Source organism: Cryobacterium sp. GrIS_2_6, from assembly GCF_035984545.1.
Taxonomy (GTDB): domain Bacteria; phylum Actinomycetota; class Actinomycetes; order Actinomycetales; family Microbacteriaceae; genus Cryobacterium.
In genome coordinates, this window is sequence record NZ_JAXCHP010000001.1 from 878,633 (window position 1) to 892,156 (window position 13,524).

General features: G+C 64.0%; 19 protein-coding genes. All 19 read right to left on the reverse strand.

The window, feature by feature from the left end:
* Positions 1-39 precede the first annotated feature (39 nt).
* On the reverse strand, positions 40-633 hold the full coding sequence (locus RCH22_RS04425) for a hypothetical protein (protein ID WP_327012961.1): 594 nt from the start codon (positions 631-633) through the stop codon (positions 40-42).
* A gap of 76 nt (positions 634-709) precedes the next feature.
* Positions 710-1,177, reverse strand: a complete 468-nt coding sequence (locus RCH22_RS04430; protein ID WP_327012992.1) for a DNA methyltransferase — start codon at positions 1,175-1,177, stop codon at positions 710-712.
* A gap of 28 nt (positions 1,178-1,205) precedes the next feature.
* Positions 1,206-3,347, reverse strand: a complete 2,142-nt coding sequence (locus RCH22_RS04435; RefSeq protein ID WP_327012993.1) for a hypothetical protein — start codon at positions 3,345-3,347, stop codon at positions 1,206-1,208.
* Between the two features lie 67 nt (positions 3,348-3,414).
* Complete coding sequence (locus RCH22_RS04440) at positions 3,415-3,828, reverse strand: hypothetical protein (protein WP_327012963.1); 414 nt, start codon at positions 3,826-3,828, stop codon at positions 3,415-3,417.
* A 948-nt stretch (positions 3,829-4,776) separates the two neighbouring features.
* Entirely contained in the window at positions 4,777-5,088 is a 312-nt protein-coding gene (locus tag RCH22_RS04445) for a hypothetical protein (RefSeq protein WP_327012964.1), read from the reverse strand.
* Positions 5,085-5,885 (reverse strand): hypothetical protein, encoded by an 801-nt coding sequence (locus RCH22_RS04450; RefSeq protein ID WP_327012965.1) that lies wholly within the window; start codon positions 5,883-5,885, stop codon positions 5,085-5,087. The genes RCH22_RS04445 and RCH22_RS04450 overlap by 4 nt, the downstream gene beginning before the upstream one ends.
* 164 nt (positions 5,886-6,049) lie before the next feature.
* A complete protein-coding gene (locus RCH22_RS21145; RefSeq protein WP_369125303.1) occupies positions 6,050-6,352 on the reverse strand; it encodes an HNH endonuclease in 303 nt (100 codons plus the stop codon).
* A 71-nt stretch (positions 6,353-6,423) separates the two neighbouring features.
* Complete coding sequence (locus tag RCH22_RS04455) at positions 6,424-7,257, reverse strand: recombinase RecT (RefSeq protein ID WP_327012967.1); 834 nt, start codon at positions 7,255-7,257, stop codon at positions 6,424-6,426.
* Positions 7,250-8,305: a lambda-exonuclease family protein gene (locus RCH22_RS04460; protein WP_327012968.1), complete on the reverse strand. Its 1,056-nt coding sequence runs from the start codon at positions 8,303-8,305 to the stop codon at positions 7,250-7,252. Before RCH22_RS04460 ends, RCH22_RS04455 begins: the two co-directional genes overlap by 8 nt.
* Positions 8,302-8,895, reverse strand: a complete 594-nt coding sequence (locus tag RCH22_RS04465; RefSeq protein ID WP_327012969.1) for a hypothetical protein — start codon at positions 8,893-8,895, stop codon at positions 8,302-8,304. The genes RCH22_RS04460 and RCH22_RS04465 overlap by 4 nt, the downstream gene beginning before the upstream one ends.
* Positions 8,892-9,047, reverse strand: a complete 156-nt coding sequence (locus tag RCH22_RS04470) for a hypothetical protein (protein ID WP_327012970.1) — start codon at positions 9,045-9,047, stop codon at positions 8,892-8,894. The genes RCH22_RS04465 and RCH22_RS04470 overlap by 4 nt, the downstream gene beginning before the upstream one ends.
* Positions 9,044-9,430, reverse strand: a complete 387-nt coding sequence (locus RCH22_RS04475) for a hypothetical protein (RefSeq protein ID WP_327012971.1) — start codon at positions 9,428-9,430, stop codon at positions 9,044-9,046. Before RCH22_RS04475 ends, RCH22_RS04470 begins: the two co-directional genes overlap by 4 nt.
* Positions 9,427-10,692, reverse strand: a complete 1,266-nt coding sequence (locus RCH22_RS04480) for a hypothetical protein (RefSeq protein WP_327012972.1) — start codon at positions 10,690-10,692, stop codon at positions 9,427-9,429. Before RCH22_RS04480 ends, RCH22_RS04475 begins: the two co-directional genes overlap by 4 nt.
* Positions 10,689-10,865: a hypothetical protein gene (locus tag RCH22_RS04485; RefSeq protein ID WP_327012973.1), complete on the reverse strand. Its 177-nt coding sequence runs from the start codon at positions 10,863-10,865 to the stop codon at positions 10,689-10,691. Before RCH22_RS04485 ends, RCH22_RS04480 begins: the two co-directional genes overlap by 4 nt.
* Before the next feature lie 208 nt (positions 10,866-11,073).
* Complete coding sequence (locus RCH22_RS04490; protein WP_327012974.1) at positions 11,074-11,403, reverse strand: hypothetical protein; 330 nt, start codon at positions 11,401-11,403, stop codon at positions 11,074-11,076.
* A 91-nt stretch (positions 11,404-11,494) separates the two neighbouring features.
* Positions 11,495-11,767, reverse strand: a complete 273-nt coding sequence (locus RCH22_RS04495; RefSeq protein ID WP_327012975.1) for a hypothetical protein — start codon at positions 11,765-11,767, stop codon at positions 11,495-11,497.
* A complete protein-coding gene (locus RCH22_RS04500) occupies positions 11,764-12,087 on the reverse strand; it encodes a hypothetical protein (RefSeq protein WP_327012976.1) in 324 nt (107 codons plus the stop codon). The genes RCH22_RS04495 and RCH22_RS04500 overlap by 4 nt, the downstream gene beginning before the upstream one ends.
* A 123-nt stretch (positions 12,088-12,210) precedes the next feature.
* Entirely contained in the window at positions 12,211-12,777 is a 567-nt protein-coding gene (locus tag RCH22_RS04505) for a hypothetical protein (protein WP_327012977.1), read from the reverse strand.
* A gap of 14 nt (positions 12,778-12,791) precedes the next feature.
* Positions 12,792-13,082, reverse strand: a complete 291-nt coding sequence (locus RCH22_RS04510; RefSeq protein WP_327012978.1) for a hypothetical protein — start codon at positions 13,080-13,082, stop codon at positions 12,792-12,794.
* Positions 13,083-13,524: the final 442 nt, after the last annotated feature.

Here is a 13,524-nt window from a genome sequence, read left to right on the forward strand (position 1 = left end):
GGGATGCTGCGGCCGCGGTGATCTGCGGCCAGGTGAGGCTCACCGCGGGCGCCCTTCTCGTCGTGCCTTGTCCTGCAATTTCCCGGCCGCCCGCTTCACATCAGTGCACGTCTCACCAGCGGGCAGCGGGCAACCCTCGACCGTCGTGCACCCGCCCTGATACGCGTGAATGGTGCCGTGATTCAAGGGCGGGCCGTCCCCTGCGATTCGCCGTTTCCGGTACTCGCGCTGCCAGGCACGCCGGGCATCCGTGCACGAAATCCCGCCAGCCTCCTCATTCGGACAGTTGGTGTTGCACGCCTTCGCCCCGGACGGTGTGCCGTGTGTGACGCCTGCCTTGCCGATCATGACTTTCACCACGCGGCGACCCAGCGTCCCCCGTCTGGACTTCTTCACCGGTGCCGGTCGTGCCGCCGCTTCCTCCACCGTTTCGAGGACCAGCCGCGGGGGCTTCGGGACCGTGTACGTCTCCTTCTCAGCGGTCGCCGTGCCCGCCTTCACGGCATTCATGTACGGGTAGTCGCCGCGGTACCGGATGACCGCCTCGTCGCACGTCATCAGGGTTGCCGAGCCTTTATTGAGGCAATCCGAGCCGTGGCATGTGGTGTTCGTGGGGGTTCCGTGCTCGATCATGAGGCCCCTTTCTGGGCAAAGGAAAAGGCCCCAGTCGGAGTGACGGGTGCCTCGGATGAATCGGTGGTTGCGTGTTTCACGACGCTTCCTCCATGGCGAGGTCGATCAGGTCGAACAGCGACGGCATCTCCTGCTTTCGCTCGCCCGCTTCGAGGTACTTGATCCCGTCGCGGAACGATTCAGGGTTTAGCTCCGCGGCACGGCCGCGGCGGCCGAGCTTGTTGGCGCGCACCGGGACCGTGCCGAGCCCGCCGAACGGGTCATAGACCAGGTCGCCGGGGTTCGTCTTCTCGATGATGAGCCGGTCCACGATGTCAAACTGCAGCGGGCAGATGTGCATCGTCAGGTTGCGGCGGGCCTGCTCGCTGTTGAGGGTGAGCATGCGGTTCACGTCATGCCACACGTCCGGATGCCAGGACGCCGGGGCGAGCGACATGAACGTCGACGGCAGCCGCTTCCGGCCGGCTAGCAGCTCGCCGACCTTGATGTGCGACGCGTAGTCGTAGACCTCGTGCTTCGTCTGCTCGGTGAACAGGCGAGACATGTCCTCGGGCTTGAGCTGCGCCAGCTCCTCAGGGGTGAGGTGCCGGTCGCCCGACGAGCGCCAGAACGCGTGTGCGTCGATCTGCCAGCGGGCAGCCCGAGTACCCGTCCTCCGGGTTGTTCTCCTCGGTGACAGGCTTCGACGGGTCGTAGACGTTCTTCGTGACCCGCTCGTCGCCCCAGCCTTTCGTCCGGTCCGTTTGCGGCTTGCGGAAGATGAGCACGTACTCGGGCATGCCCATGCCCATCGAGGACGCGTCAGCGCGCATCTTCGTGTAGCCGAGGCGATAGGTCTGGTTGTTCTCGCGCACGACGTCGGTGACGATGGTGTGCATACCCAGGTAGTCGAAGCCGTGCGACCGGAAGTGCGCGATCGTCTCGGCGTGGAAGGCCTGCACGGTCGGGTTGCCGGTGCCCTCGACGTTGCCGAAGAGGATCCGGTCCTTCACGTGAATGGCCGCCACCCGGCCGGGCTTGAGCACCCGGAGCAGGTTCGGCGTCAGGTAGTCCATCTGCTGCCAGAAGTGCCCGTTGTCGTCCGTGTGCCCGAAGTCGTTGTAGCTCGGCGAGTACTCGTACTGCGTGCCGAACGGGATGCTCGAAAGGATCATGTCGACCGAGTCGGTCTCCATGTGGTCGCGGGTTTCCAGAACGCAATCGTTGAGGGCAAACATCCACTTAGCACCGGACGCCTCGACCCGCTCGACACCCATCGTCCGGGTGAGGGCCTCCGAGATGGCGCCGGCGTCGAGACCGTACTCGCGGATGATGTCCGACATCGAGGAGGTCAGCTTCTTGTGCTGCTCCCACTTCGCCAGCAGGATCTCGATCACCGACTCCTCGGACTCCGCCAGGATCACGTCAATCTGCACCTGCTCCGTCTGCAGGAACCGGTGGAGACGGTGCACGGACTGGATGAAGTCGTTGAACTTGAAATCGATGCCCGCGTAGATCGCCCGGTGGCAGTGACGCTGGAAGTTCGACCCGGACCCGGACAGCGACGGCTTGGTCGCGAGGATCCGGGACTCACCGTCGGCGAACTTCACCGCGCGCTCCTCGCGCTCGTCGAGGTCGAGGGTGCCGAAGATCTCCATGGCCTCGGGGATCGCCTTCTTGATCGCCCGGCGCTCATCCTCGAGGGTGTGCCAGAGCACGAAGTGATCTTCGGGGGAGGCATTCACGATCTCGGTGAGCTTCTCGATCCGCGCCGGCAGGCTGTTGCGCTTCTCCAGCGCGGCGCCGGACAGGCCGAGCGCGCCGTTCGCGAAGAGGACAGCCTGACCGTCCGAGTCGGTGCGGACCTCGCCGTCCGTGACCTCGACCCGGTGGAACCGGACCTCGATCTCGGGGAGCTCGTAGCCGTCATCCGAATAGCCGAGGTCGGAAGGCTTCTGGATGAAGCACGCCCAGGTGTTCAGCCACAGCCAGAACTCGCGCTCCTTGTGGGGATGGAGCGTGAGGTTCCCCGCCTGCGAAGAGTCCCGCTGGAAGAATCGGGTGAGGATCTGGCCGGAGTCCATTATGCCGAGGTAGGCGGCGTAGTGGGACAGCTCCTTGAACCGGTTCGGGCTCGGCGTCGCGGTGGCGACGAAGCGGAACGCGATGTCCTTGAACAGGTGCAGGAACGTCTGGAACGTCTTCGAGCCGTAGTCGCGGAGCACGGATGCTTCGTCGAGGGTCGTGGCCGTGAACAGGTTCGGGTCGATCTTCCCGTCCCGCACGCTCTCGTAGTTCGTGACGAACATGCCCTCTGCCGGGAGGCCGAACGCCGCGGTCTTGATGAACGAGATGTCCACGCCGAGCTTCTGCCCGTCAGCGATGAAGTCATGCCGCATCCCCAGCGGGGCGACGATCAGGGCCCGGCCGCCGCGGTGCTTCGTGATCAGCCGCAGCGTCTCGATCTGAACGAACGTCTTGCCCAGGCCGAACGCGGCGAAGAACGCGCGACGGCCGCCGGCGACACCCCACTGCACCAGGTCGCGCTGGTGGGGTTTCAGCATCGGGTTCACTTCGGACTGGTCGATGTGGAAGCCGAATGACTTATCGAAGTTGACCTTCTCGCGGAGGAAGAGGATACGCGAGAGAGTGCGTGTGGGTTCGAGCGGGGAGCGGGGGCCCGCGAGCCAGCGGTCAACCTCGTCTCTCGTGAGTGTGCGGTCAGCGATCGTCATCGTGTCTTCCTGTCTGTGTGGAGTTGTCAAAGCGGGGGCGACTAGTGCCGCCCCCGGTGGATCAGGGCTAGAAGGGGGTTCCGCCCGCGTAGTCGTCGGTGGGTGCCTGAGCCCACGGTTCCTCGTCCGGAGCTTCCTGAGCCGTCTCCGGCGATCCTGTGGCTGCAGAGCCCCGTTCGGCGGGTTCGACCCGATCGGCCCACACGATCAGGTCGTAGTACTTCTTCCCCTCGTGCTCGCGGGTCTCCGTGGCCTCTGTGCCCCACACGTGCACCCGGTCGCCCTTGACGAACTCGGACAGGTCGATCCCTGACGCTCTCGACACCTTCACCGTGCGGAAGGTGCGCCCGATCGTTTCGTACTTGCCGGCGTCGTTCTTCTTCGAGTGCGGTTCGGCGGTCTTGATTCCCCATGCGGGGTGCTCATCAGAGTGCTTTGTCCAGCTTTCGACGAATGCGGACTCGATTTCAATCTTTGCCATTTCGGCTCCTTTTTTTCACAGGTGTTATGGGTCCGCCAGCGCGCTTCCAATTCGCGCCTGACGTTGCTTCTCGGATGGATGCTGGGGAGACTCCGAACTCGCGTGCGAGTACGGTGCTGAAATCCCCTGCTGCGTACCGCGTACGGATTGATCGGACGTTCGCTGCCGTTAGCCTCGATGTCGGGTGGCTGTTCCCGTGCGACTTGCGATTCCTCACGACGGCATCTTGGGAATTCTGTTTCTCCGTCCCCCAGTAGAGGTGAGCCGGGTTCACGCACGGCGGGTTGTCGCAGGTGTGACATGCGCGGAACTCAGGCTGTTGAGCTGCGCCCTTCGCCCGTTCGAGCGCATACCGGGAAGCAATTACCCGTCGCCCACCAGACGTGTTAAACCGGCCATAGCCGTCCTCTGTCACACCGGCCTTCCACTCCCAGCACTCAGACTGGGACCCAACTGTGTACTTCGAGTCGAATCGCTCGCACTCGGTAGGTCGGCTCCGTTCGTCGGGCGGCGTGACGTACTTCCAGTGCGAATAGTGCGAAGCGCACATCCCGCGCGCTTCGTATGGCTTCCCACAGTCGGGGATTGTGCAGGTTCGGGTACCATTCATGGCAGCCCTCCAATCGGTTAGACGATTTGTGGGTCAGGCCCCGGCGAGTGCGACTAACACTCGGTTTGGGGCCGTCTCCATTCTATCGGAAATGCATGAAAAGCGCTGGTCATTAGCCGCTTTCACGACTCCGTGATCTTCACGCAGCGGCCGTCCTGGAAGATCCTGTCGACGGTCCCGCTGATCTTGATGATTGCCATGTGCTTACTTCCTGTTCTGGCCCTGAGGCCGGTCCGTTTGCGACACGAGCCACCGGTCAGGTGACATCCGCATCGCGGCCATGCATGTTTCGATGAACACGGTGAAAGCCGTATCCGATGGGGTTTCGACGTAGGTGGTCAAAAGCTGACCTCTTCCGGGTGCTCCTTGCACCGGTCGCAAGGCAGCGGGTAGAAGTCGTGAGTCCGGCAGTAGACCGGCCCGCTGTCGATTGCCCGCTTCGCCCTCACTCGCACGGCGTTCCGGATGACGTGCGCCATCTGCAGGTAGTCCGTTGACTCCTGCCGGTGCATCTTCACGGCCGCGATCGCATCCGCCGCGTTCAGGTGACCGATGGTGTCGAACCACTCCATGATCACGAGCCGGTCAACCTGCCTGTTGTCGCCCAGTTGCACCTTGGCGACTACCTGCTTGCACTCGTCGAGCGTCATGCGCTGATTCCCTTCATGTCGATGTCAGTTGCGAGCGCCAGGGTTGCCCGTGCTCGCTGTTCGGGGGTTTGTCGTGTCGGCCGGCTCTTGACGTCCGCCTGCTTGCGGCGCATCCAGTTCCGCCACGTTGACTCCCAGTTCGTTTTGACTCCCTTTTGGCCCGGCTGGGCGATCCAGTAGTCGACGAACGTTGAGTGTTCGGCTTGGCAGTCGATGTCCGGCGCGTCCGTCTTCGCCGTTGCGACAGAGGCAGCAGAGGGCATCCATTCGGGAGAGAGACGAGAACCGCGACTAGCGGGTCTCTCTTTTATTACTTCTTTAGAAGTAATAGGGGTCGGGTCGGGTCGGGTCGGGTCGGGGGCAGGGTTACCAAGTGGTTCGTAACCACCCTGTAACTCGGTTACATCGGGCTGTGTAACCCGGTTACGTTCCCGCCACTTCCGCAGTTTCTCGGCGTTCTTCTCCCGGCCCGCCTCGACCTCAGCTTTCGTAGGCTGGTACTCCTCCCAGTTCCAGAATCGAAACTCAGCCGTCGAGTTTCGAGACTCGACGCTTGAGTTTGGAAACTCGACAGGGACTCGCGCCCACAGCCTCACCGAAACGAGTGCGTCAACGAGCGTCGTTGTGCCGCCCCATTCGTCGATCATGAAATCGGGGACATGCCCATCGGTGAGCTGATCAGCCGCCCACGACCCCGCCACCGTCCACAGCCCGATCGCCGCCAGCCTGTGTCGGCGCGGGATCTGCATCAGCTTTCTCGACGAGTGGAGTTTGTCGTCTACCTTGAACCACGCCATTTCTACCTCCTTCCTTCTCGTTGAAATCGCCCCGCTCGATGCGAGTGCGGAGTCCGCTGTACACGGCGTGCACGACGTCGTTGCTTGATGCCTGACGTTCGGCCAACCATGCGAGGATTGCTGCCTTGTCGAGCGACATCAGAACACCGTTCCGTCGCCGGTCATCAGCCGTCGCGCCGTGGCCTCGTCGACCGTGCGCACCCGCCGAGGTCGTCGTACAGGACCCAGACGAGGTGCAGACCGTGAGGCCCGCAGACCATGCGTTGTGCCGGCCAGGATGACGGGACGCCCCACCGTGGGACTGACCAGCCTTCCTCCGTCGCCAGCATCGGGTGCTCCGACTTGAACTGGTGACAGCGGGGACACAGCGCCTGCAAATTCGAGGCGACCGTGTTCCCTCGCATCCGATTCTGGCGATGGTCGCGCTGCACCGTCCCGACCGCGCCACACCTTACACACCGGCCCATATCGCGCAAGGTGCAAATCTCGTACGCAGCCTTCTCAGCGAGGCGGGTTGGAGGGTCAGGCTTCGGGGTGATCACTGCCCTGCCGCGTCTTCGGCCTGCTCTTCGGCCGTGCGCTCCATCGGGTCGGCGGGCCGTTCCTGGACCGTCATCACCTCGGGTTCGTCGCGGGTGACGACGAGATCGTGAATCCCCGCGATCGACTCCACCTTGTTCTCGTCGGCCTCGATTGCCTTGGCGAGCTCGGTGGACTTCGGCAGGTATGGGGCGAGAGCGCGGATGCCGGTCTTGCGGGCCATCTCTTCCTCGTTGGTCTGCCATGGGGTGCCCTTGTCCCAGTAGTGCGGGCGGCGGGCGAGAACCTTGTCCTTCGGCAGGTACGCCCACACGGTGCCGGCGCCCTTGATCTTCGCCATTGCGACGACGCCCGTCCATGCGCGGTCCTCGTCGTAGTCGGCGGGGTTCCACTCGAAGAAGCGGCCGCGCTCACTGTTGGCGCCGTGGTCGAACTTGTCGCCGTCGCGGACGAGGAACGTCTCGATCTTCTCGATGCGCCCGGACCGGTAGGCCAGTTCGATGTAGCCCTGGTAGCCGATGATCGGCAGGCAGATGTCGACGCCCTTCTCACGTCTGGGGGTGAGGTAGAAGTGTCCGAGCGCCGGGCCGATCTCGAGCTTGAGCTGCGCGGCCAGCATGATGCCGCCGAGTACGGAGGCCGGGGTGGCCTGCTGCAGCTTCGGGGAGGATGCGATGGTGCTGATCGCCGCCCGGACGAACGCGGCCGAGTTGAGCGCGCCGGCCAGCTGCACTTCGATCGCGGCCTGCTGTGCCTGCACGAGATCCTTGATGGTGGGGTTCTTCCGCTGCGCTACCTGCTGGGTGGCGATCTTGCCGGAGAGGTCAGTCATTGTGTGCCTTCTGTTCTTTTTTCCAAATGGTGAGTTCGCCGTAGTCGCTGAGCACGTCGGAGACGGTCAGTCCTGCCTCCCAGCCCTCGGGCGGGTCGGTCGCGAATTCTTCGTTCAGCGCCTTGGTGTCCTTGCGGAGGAATCGGGGCGCTGCGGGGTGCTCGCGGGTGTACATGTCCACGAGTGCAGGATGCTCAGCCTTGAAGAGGGCCATGTCGAACGACGTCGTCGGCTTCGGGCGCTTCCACGTGTAGAGCGCCTTTCCCTGGTAGGCGAGGACGCTCTTGTTCGTGACGTTGAGCAGTTCCTTGTACGCGGCCTTCACCGATTCGATGCGGGCGTCGGCTTCCTTGTACGCGCTGCGTTCCTGCCCGTCGAGGTACCACGCCATGAGCAAGCGCTCGTCGCCGTCCAGCGTCTCGCCAGAGTCGCGGTGGGTTAGCGCCAGTTCCTCGCTCGTTGTGGGCTCAGGCGGCGTTTTCGCCATGACATTGTTCTGCCAGAAGTCCTTCGTGATGCTGATGATCTGGTCGACCACCTGCTGATCCCACTCGATGACGTAGAACTCCGGACGGTTGCCACCGTGGAGCACCGCAAGGTACCCGCGGCGGGCGCCGAGGACGATCATCTGGACGAACACCTGAATCAGGTAGTTGTCCGGCACCCCGTCAGCCCACGCATCAGCCATGAACCGATCCGACGTCTTAAGTTCCAGAGGTTCTCCGAGGTCGGTCACCCGGTCAGGGGTTGCACCGAGCCACGGGTATTCCGTGGACTGCAGCAGCCCCGGCGACGGCAGGACCGTGAGGCCCTTCTTGTCAGCGACCCATGTGGCGATCGCATCCTCGAGGCGGTGGCCCCATTCCTGCCACTCGGTCATGTCGTCGGTGACGTTCGGGTTCAGCTTGTCGAGGTAGATCCCCAGGGGTGTCGAATAGTGGGACAGGCCGAGAATGCACGCGACCTCGGATGCCCCGATGATCGACTTGCGGAGCGTCAGCCATTCCGGGGTATTTGCCGTGGCGGTCAGGATTCGGTAGGCGGTCATACCTCCCACCTCACGGCGTCCATGGCTTCGAGGTTTAGCAGGGGCAGGGACTCCTCGACGGGCATCCAGAGGTGTCGGGCACCCATCGCGGCGAAGATCACAGCGTCGGCCTCGTCGTTGCCCTTCACGTCGACCTGTGCGTAGCGCTTGATCACCGCGGCGAGAACCTTGTCCTTCGGCGCGTTGCCCTTGCCGGTCGCGTACTTGCAGCGCTGGCCCGAGGTAATGACCACGGGCTCCTGATCAACGAACTCGCTGATGTACTTGACCACTAGCCACCAGTGCGCGTGGATCTTGTCGAGGGAGGAGGACTTGGCGCCGAATGCCATGCCCTCGATGACCACAAGGTCGGTGCGGTCGAATATCACCGCTTTGTCGATCTGTTCCGCGATCTTTTCGGACCGAGCAAGGAAGCTGCGCAGCGTCCCGGCGTCCGGCTTCGAGGTGATCGTGTGTGTCGCGATCACCCCGTTCGCAATGACCGCGATCCCGGTTGACGTCATTGACAGGTCGATGCCGATCACGCGGCGGCCGGTGAGGTGCTGCGAGTGTGCGGGCATCAGGCCGGTGTCAGTTCCGATGTCGGTCACTTGGTGGCACCGATCGCCAGGGTGTTTGCAGCGCTCAACGCCTCAACTTCTTCCACGAGCTGGCGGATGACATCCTTGGCGATATTCGGTACCGAGAGGCTGAAATCCGGGTCGGCCAGATCGCGGGCGAAGGCCATCTGGGCGGCGTTCACTCGGCGACCCACTTGGAGATTACGGCTTGCATCGAGGGGTGCTGCATGGTAGCCGGGATGACCTTGCGCACGTCCGCAATCACTTCGGCGGCGACCTCGGCAACAGGACGGAGCAGGGTGAAGGACTCCGACTGGGAAGCCTCGGTCTCCATGTAGTGCATGAGATTCGGGGAGCGCCACCCCATGATGCTCAGGTCCAGCACCATGCCGTTGCTGATCTGGTAGAGGCCATACTCGGTTGGCAGCTCGGCGGGGCGGTTGATCAGCTCGTAGGTGTTGCCGGGGTATGCCTCGACGAACTGGTCACACGTTGCGGTGTACTCGCGGATCTCGCGTACCTTGTCGCCCTTGCGGATGTCTTCCCGCTTGATCGGTGTGCTCATGCCGCCAGCTCCCCAGCGGTGAAGACGGCGCCGAGCTCGCGAGAGTCATCCCGGTCCCGCTCGACGATGACGTAGTACTCGCGCTCAATGGCGAGCTTTCGGATCCCGGCGAGCGACACCGCGTCGAGCATGTCGCCGTCCTCGATGAAGACGAGTCGCAGGTCCGACTTGTCGCTCGTGGCCAGGTCGAACGCGGTGATGATCTTCGCCGCCGAGTTCACCTGCTGTTTGAACGGGATGCCGTCGATGGTGATGCCCGTGTCATCGACCGACATGCCCGTGATCGGGAAGACTGCGGCCTTGAGGCCGTCCGACTTCGTCTTGGCGATCGCCTCGAGCTTCGCGTTCAGCCCGGCGACCACAGCGTTGGCCGCGGTCGCTCGCTCGTCGGCGTCGTGCCAGGCGCGGGCGGCCCGGATGGTGGCGTTCGTCTCTTCGACGCTCGCCAGCTTCGCGGTGATGGCGTCCACGTTGACCGGGCGCACGGTGCGAGCCTCGGCGAGAGTCGTCGCGGCGACCTCTGTGGCGGTGAGCAGGAATGTCTTGGCGGCGTCGAGCAGATCCGAGAGACGGGCGACCTCGCGCTCGGCATCCGACTTCGCGTTCTCCGCGTTGATCGCCGCGGCGCGCAGCCGGTCGACGTGCGCGTTGTGCAGGCGGGCCGTCTCGGCCTCCGCGAGCACTGCCGTCGCCGACACCTCCACGGTGGGCGTGCCGGCCGCGGGCTTCACGAGCGCCTCGACGACGGCCGTGAGCCGCTTTGCCTCGCGTGCCGCATCCGTGCGCCCGTCGTACGCCGCCTTGTGCTCGGCCTCCAACTTGGCGAGGTCGAACGGCAGGGCCACCTTGGACAACAGCACCTCTCGCTGTTTCGGTGCGTCCAGGTTGATGAACGTCTTCGTGTTGAACGACTGGCCGCCTGCCGCTTCGAGGACGAACGCGGGACCGGACGGGTACTTGGCGCCGTCGAGCGCCCACACCTCGAACTTCATGGCCTTGCCCTCGCGGTACGTCTTCCGCAGTCGCGCCTTCGACGTGACGACCTCGAGGTACGCCTCCGTCTCGCCGTCGTGGATGGGCTTCGGGGTGCCCTTGATCCCGCCCGGGGCGAAGATCTCCTCGATGCCGTTGAGGAAGGACGACTTGCCGGAACCGTTCGGCCCGGCGATGACGATCAGCCCGGGCCCGTCCGGCCGGATCGTTGCCGTGCCGACGATGCCGCCGTACTGGTGAGCAGTGAGCTCGGTGATTGCCTGTGTCATGAGTGATCCGTTTCTGTGAAGTACGTCGCCTGGATGTAGGCGACGGTGATGAGTGGTGTGATGAGGCCGAATCCCCAGCCGAGGGTCGGCCAGAGAGGCCAGACGAAGCGCGCCCCGACGAGGAAGACGAGGATGCCGACGATGAAGAGGAGCCAGAGGATGAGTTTCAGCAAGGTGGCTCACCCATCCCGAGCGCCTCAGCGGTCGTCTCGTGGAGCGTTCTGCAGTACGGGCACGTCCACCAGGCGGTATTGTCCGAGTCCACGTCGACGTCCGAGATGCCCGACCAGTTGCAAGGGACCTCGAAGCCCAGAAGGATGACGGGCTCCGTGCACTCGGTATTGGCGATCTCGACGGCGACGCCCTGACCTGAGGAAGCCATTAGGCGGTCCCGTTGATTGCGCGGGCGAGCTCAATGTGGAAGTGATAGACGTTCGACGAGAAGTCCTTACCGTTCACGAAAAAGAACGGCAAGGGATTCATGAGAGCGTTCAGCCCATCGGACAGGATGTCGAGCTGCGCGTCGATGGTGCGGTGCAGGGTGACCATTAGTGGGTCGTTCGTGACCGGTGCGTATCCTGGATCGTCGATTGCGCCCGATGCCCCGGGGACTTCTTCGGCGAGCCACCCGTTCATCTCGAAGTAGCCGCACTCATCTCGAAGCGAAGTCAGCTTCTCGATCGCTGCCTGGATCTCCTCGACGGCGGTCACGAGGCAGCCCGCCACACGACTGCGACGATCGCGCCGAGGATGAGGACAGTCCAGACGACGGCGAGCACTCGTGCGACCTTCCAGATGGCGGTCACTGGGAGATCGCCACAGCGAGAACGAGCAGGCCGAGGACGGCCAGTAGGAGCGCCGTGGTAGCCCAGGCGAGTGCGCTGTGCGACTTCCGGGGCGGGGCAATCGGGGCAGTCACAATGGGCGGGAGCATGAGGCTCCGCGCCACAGCGTCGCGTACCCACTGACGGTTCTCCATCAGATCCAGGCGGGAGATCTCCGGGTCAGACCAGGCGTAGGCGGGCACGTCGATGCTGTCGGCGTGCGGATCAAAGTTCGGGGGCGTGAAGCTCATGAGGTCACCCGCCAGACGTTGACCTGTCGGTTACTACGGCCCGTGGCGGTGACGCCGGATGCTTCGATCACGCCGTCCTTGGTGAGTTCCGACCGCCGCTTGCGGGGTGAGTCGAGGTCGGCGGGCACGTAGTCGAGCTCGGCGAAGTACGCGGCCGTCAACTGCTCGTCCGTCATCGGGCGGCCCGTGATCAGCCGGAGTACGGCGGCCTTGACGTGCACCCGGTTCGTGTTGCTGTCCGCCGCGGCGTGGGAGGTGAGCGGGTCCGACTCTCGGGCTCTCGTCGTGTCGGCGCCGGTGATAGTTGGTACGGTGTCCATGACGTTCCTTTCGTGTGCGTGATGGCCTCACTGGCTCGAACCGGTGAGGCCTTTTTCGTGTGTGCGTAGCGCCGGGAGGATTCGAACCTCCGCAACCCCGCGACCGACTCGGCGCCCGTCGTGCTACTGCGTTTTTGCGGTGACGGTTGGTGCACCGTCGAGCAGGATCAGACCCTGCGTGTTGTCCCAGTGGGCAGCGCCACCCTCGGTCTGCACGTCGCCCTCCCAGTAGGAGATGTACTTACTCCCATCGGAGGCGACACAGACGACGTACGTTCCAGACGATGCGCCCGTGTACACGCCGCTCGGCTCCTGCTGTGCGACAACCCCGTAGCCGGCCGCCGCCCCGCTGGTGTTGGTGATCTGGTCCGGATTGGTCAGCTGCGCGGTCGTCGGGACGGCGAACCCGATGGACGGGCACACCTTGATCGGCTTGGGCGTGCCCTGATTGAAGAAGAACGTGGTCGTCGCAACCCCGTGGATCTGCGCGTTCTCCACGTCGATCACCGTCTGCCTGTATTGGGACCAGTCAGCGGCGGGGATCGGTTGGTTCTTCTGGTAACGGTCCAACTGGCTGTTCGACGCCACCTGATCGTTCTGCGTGGCGCTCGGCGTTTCCGTGCAGCCCGTCAGCGCCAGCCCGAGGGCGACCACGGCGGCCAAGGCGAGAATGGTTTTCTTGCGGTTCATGGTTGCTCTTTCTGTTAGAAGCAGATGCGGGCGTTTGCCTGCACCAGATCGGTGGGGGCCGGTTTCAGGTCCGGGAAGACCTGGCAGAAGGTGACCTTGATCTGTGCCTTCTGCGCGGGGTCGAGCGCCTTGTCGTAACCGGCGATGCGGTCGCGCTCCTGGGAGACAAGACCCGACTGGTACTGCTGGCCGTTCGTGTTCACGCCGTACTGTGCGGTCTGGTTGGCCTGAGCGAGCGCCCAGTAGCCGAACCACGCACCGACAAGCACGACGATCGCGGCAAGGGTGAGTAAGACGTATTTCATATGGACCTCTCTGTTGGTGAGTGCCAGTGCGCCGATCAGTGAGCGCACGCACTGGCTGGTCGGGACTCGAAGCCGACCGGCTGGTTACCTCGTGACCGCTTAGCCCTTACCGGGTACCCATGAGGGCCGTCTGTAACCACGTCTGCCGCCGATCGCGCTAGAGCGGTCATCGACGGCCTTACCCACCAACCTCAGGGGGTCAGCGGTCGTGCTCCCCTGCCGTTTGTGGCCTGGGTCATGTGAGCGAGGGCTTTACGGGCCTGACGCTCTACGCAACGAATCTGCTGCGCCTCTCCGGCCGGGTGCTAAACCGTGCGGAGGCTTCCCCTCATCTATTTCGCGGGGTTCCGTGTGTAGTTATGAATGAGCGAGCGCCCCCTCCTTCACGCGGACCCGGAGGCGGCGTGTGGCATGGGGCAGAGCTGGTCGTGCAGCCGTTTTA

Excerpts from the sequence above, each read along its gene's own strand:
- RCH22_RS04480 (WP_327012972.1), bottom strand. The coding sequence starts at position 10,692 with ATGACACAGGCAATCACCGAGCTCACTGCTCACCAGTACGGCGGCATC.
- RCH22_RS21145 (WP_369125303.1), bottom strand. The coding sequence starts at position 6,352 with ATGGGCCGGTGTGTAAGGTGTGGCGCGGTCGGGACGGTGCAGCGCGAC.
- RCH22_RS04440 (WP_327012963.1), bottom strand. The coding sequence starts at position 3,828 with ATGGCAAAGATTGAAATCGAGTCCGCATTCGTCGAAAGCTGGACAAAG.
- RCH22_RS04510 (WP_327012978.1), bottom strand. The coding sequence starts at position 13,082 with ATGAAATACGTCTTACTCACCCTTGCCGCGATCGTCGTGCTTGTCGGT.
- RCH22_RS04425 (WP_327012961.1), bottom strand. The coding sequence starts at position 633 with ATGATCGAGCACGGAACCCCCACGAACACCACATGCCACGGCTCGGAT.
- RCH22_RS04460 (WP_327012968.1), bottom strand. The coding sequence starts at position 8,305 with ATGACCGCCTACCGAATCCTGACCGCCACGGCAAATACCCCGGAATGG.
- RCH22_RS04500 (WP_327012976.1), bottom strand. The coding sequence starts at position 12,087 with ATGGACACCGTACCAACTATCACCGGCGCCGACACGACGAGAGCCCGA.
- RCH22_RS04450 (WP_327012965.1), bottom strand. The coding sequence starts at position 5,885 with ATGGCGTGGTTCAAGGTAGACGACAAACTCCACTCGTCGAGAAAGCTG.
- RCH22_RS04445 (WP_327012964.1), bottom strand. The coding sequence starts at position 5,088 with ATGACGCTCGACGAGTGCAAGCAGGTAGTCGCCAAGGTGCAACTGGGC.
- RCH22_RS04475 (WP_327012971.1), bottom strand. The coding sequence starts at position 9,430 with ATGAGCACACCGATCAAGCGGGAAGACATCCGCAAGGGCGACAAGGTA.
- RCH22_RS04435 (WP_327012993.1), bottom strand. The coding sequence starts at position 3,347 with ATGACGATCGCTGACCGCACACTCACGAGAGACGAGGTTGACCGCTGG.
- RCH22_RS04455 (WP_327012967.1), bottom strand. The coding sequence starts at position 7,257 with ATGACTGACCTCTCCGGCAAGATCGCCACCCAGCAGGTAGCGCAGCGG.
- RCH22_RS04495 (WP_327012975.1), bottom strand. The coding sequence starts at position 11,767 with ATGAGCTTCACGCCCCCGAACTTTGATCCGCACGCCGACAGCATCGAC.
- RCH22_RS04505 (WP_327012977.1), bottom strand. The coding sequence starts at position 12,777 with ATGAACCGCAAGAAAACCATTCTCGCCTTGGCCGCCGTGGTCGCCCTC.
- RCH22_RS04430 (WP_327012992.1), bottom strand. The coding sequence starts at position 1,177 with ATGTCTCGCCTGTTCACCGAGCAGACGAAGCACGAGGTCTACGACTAC.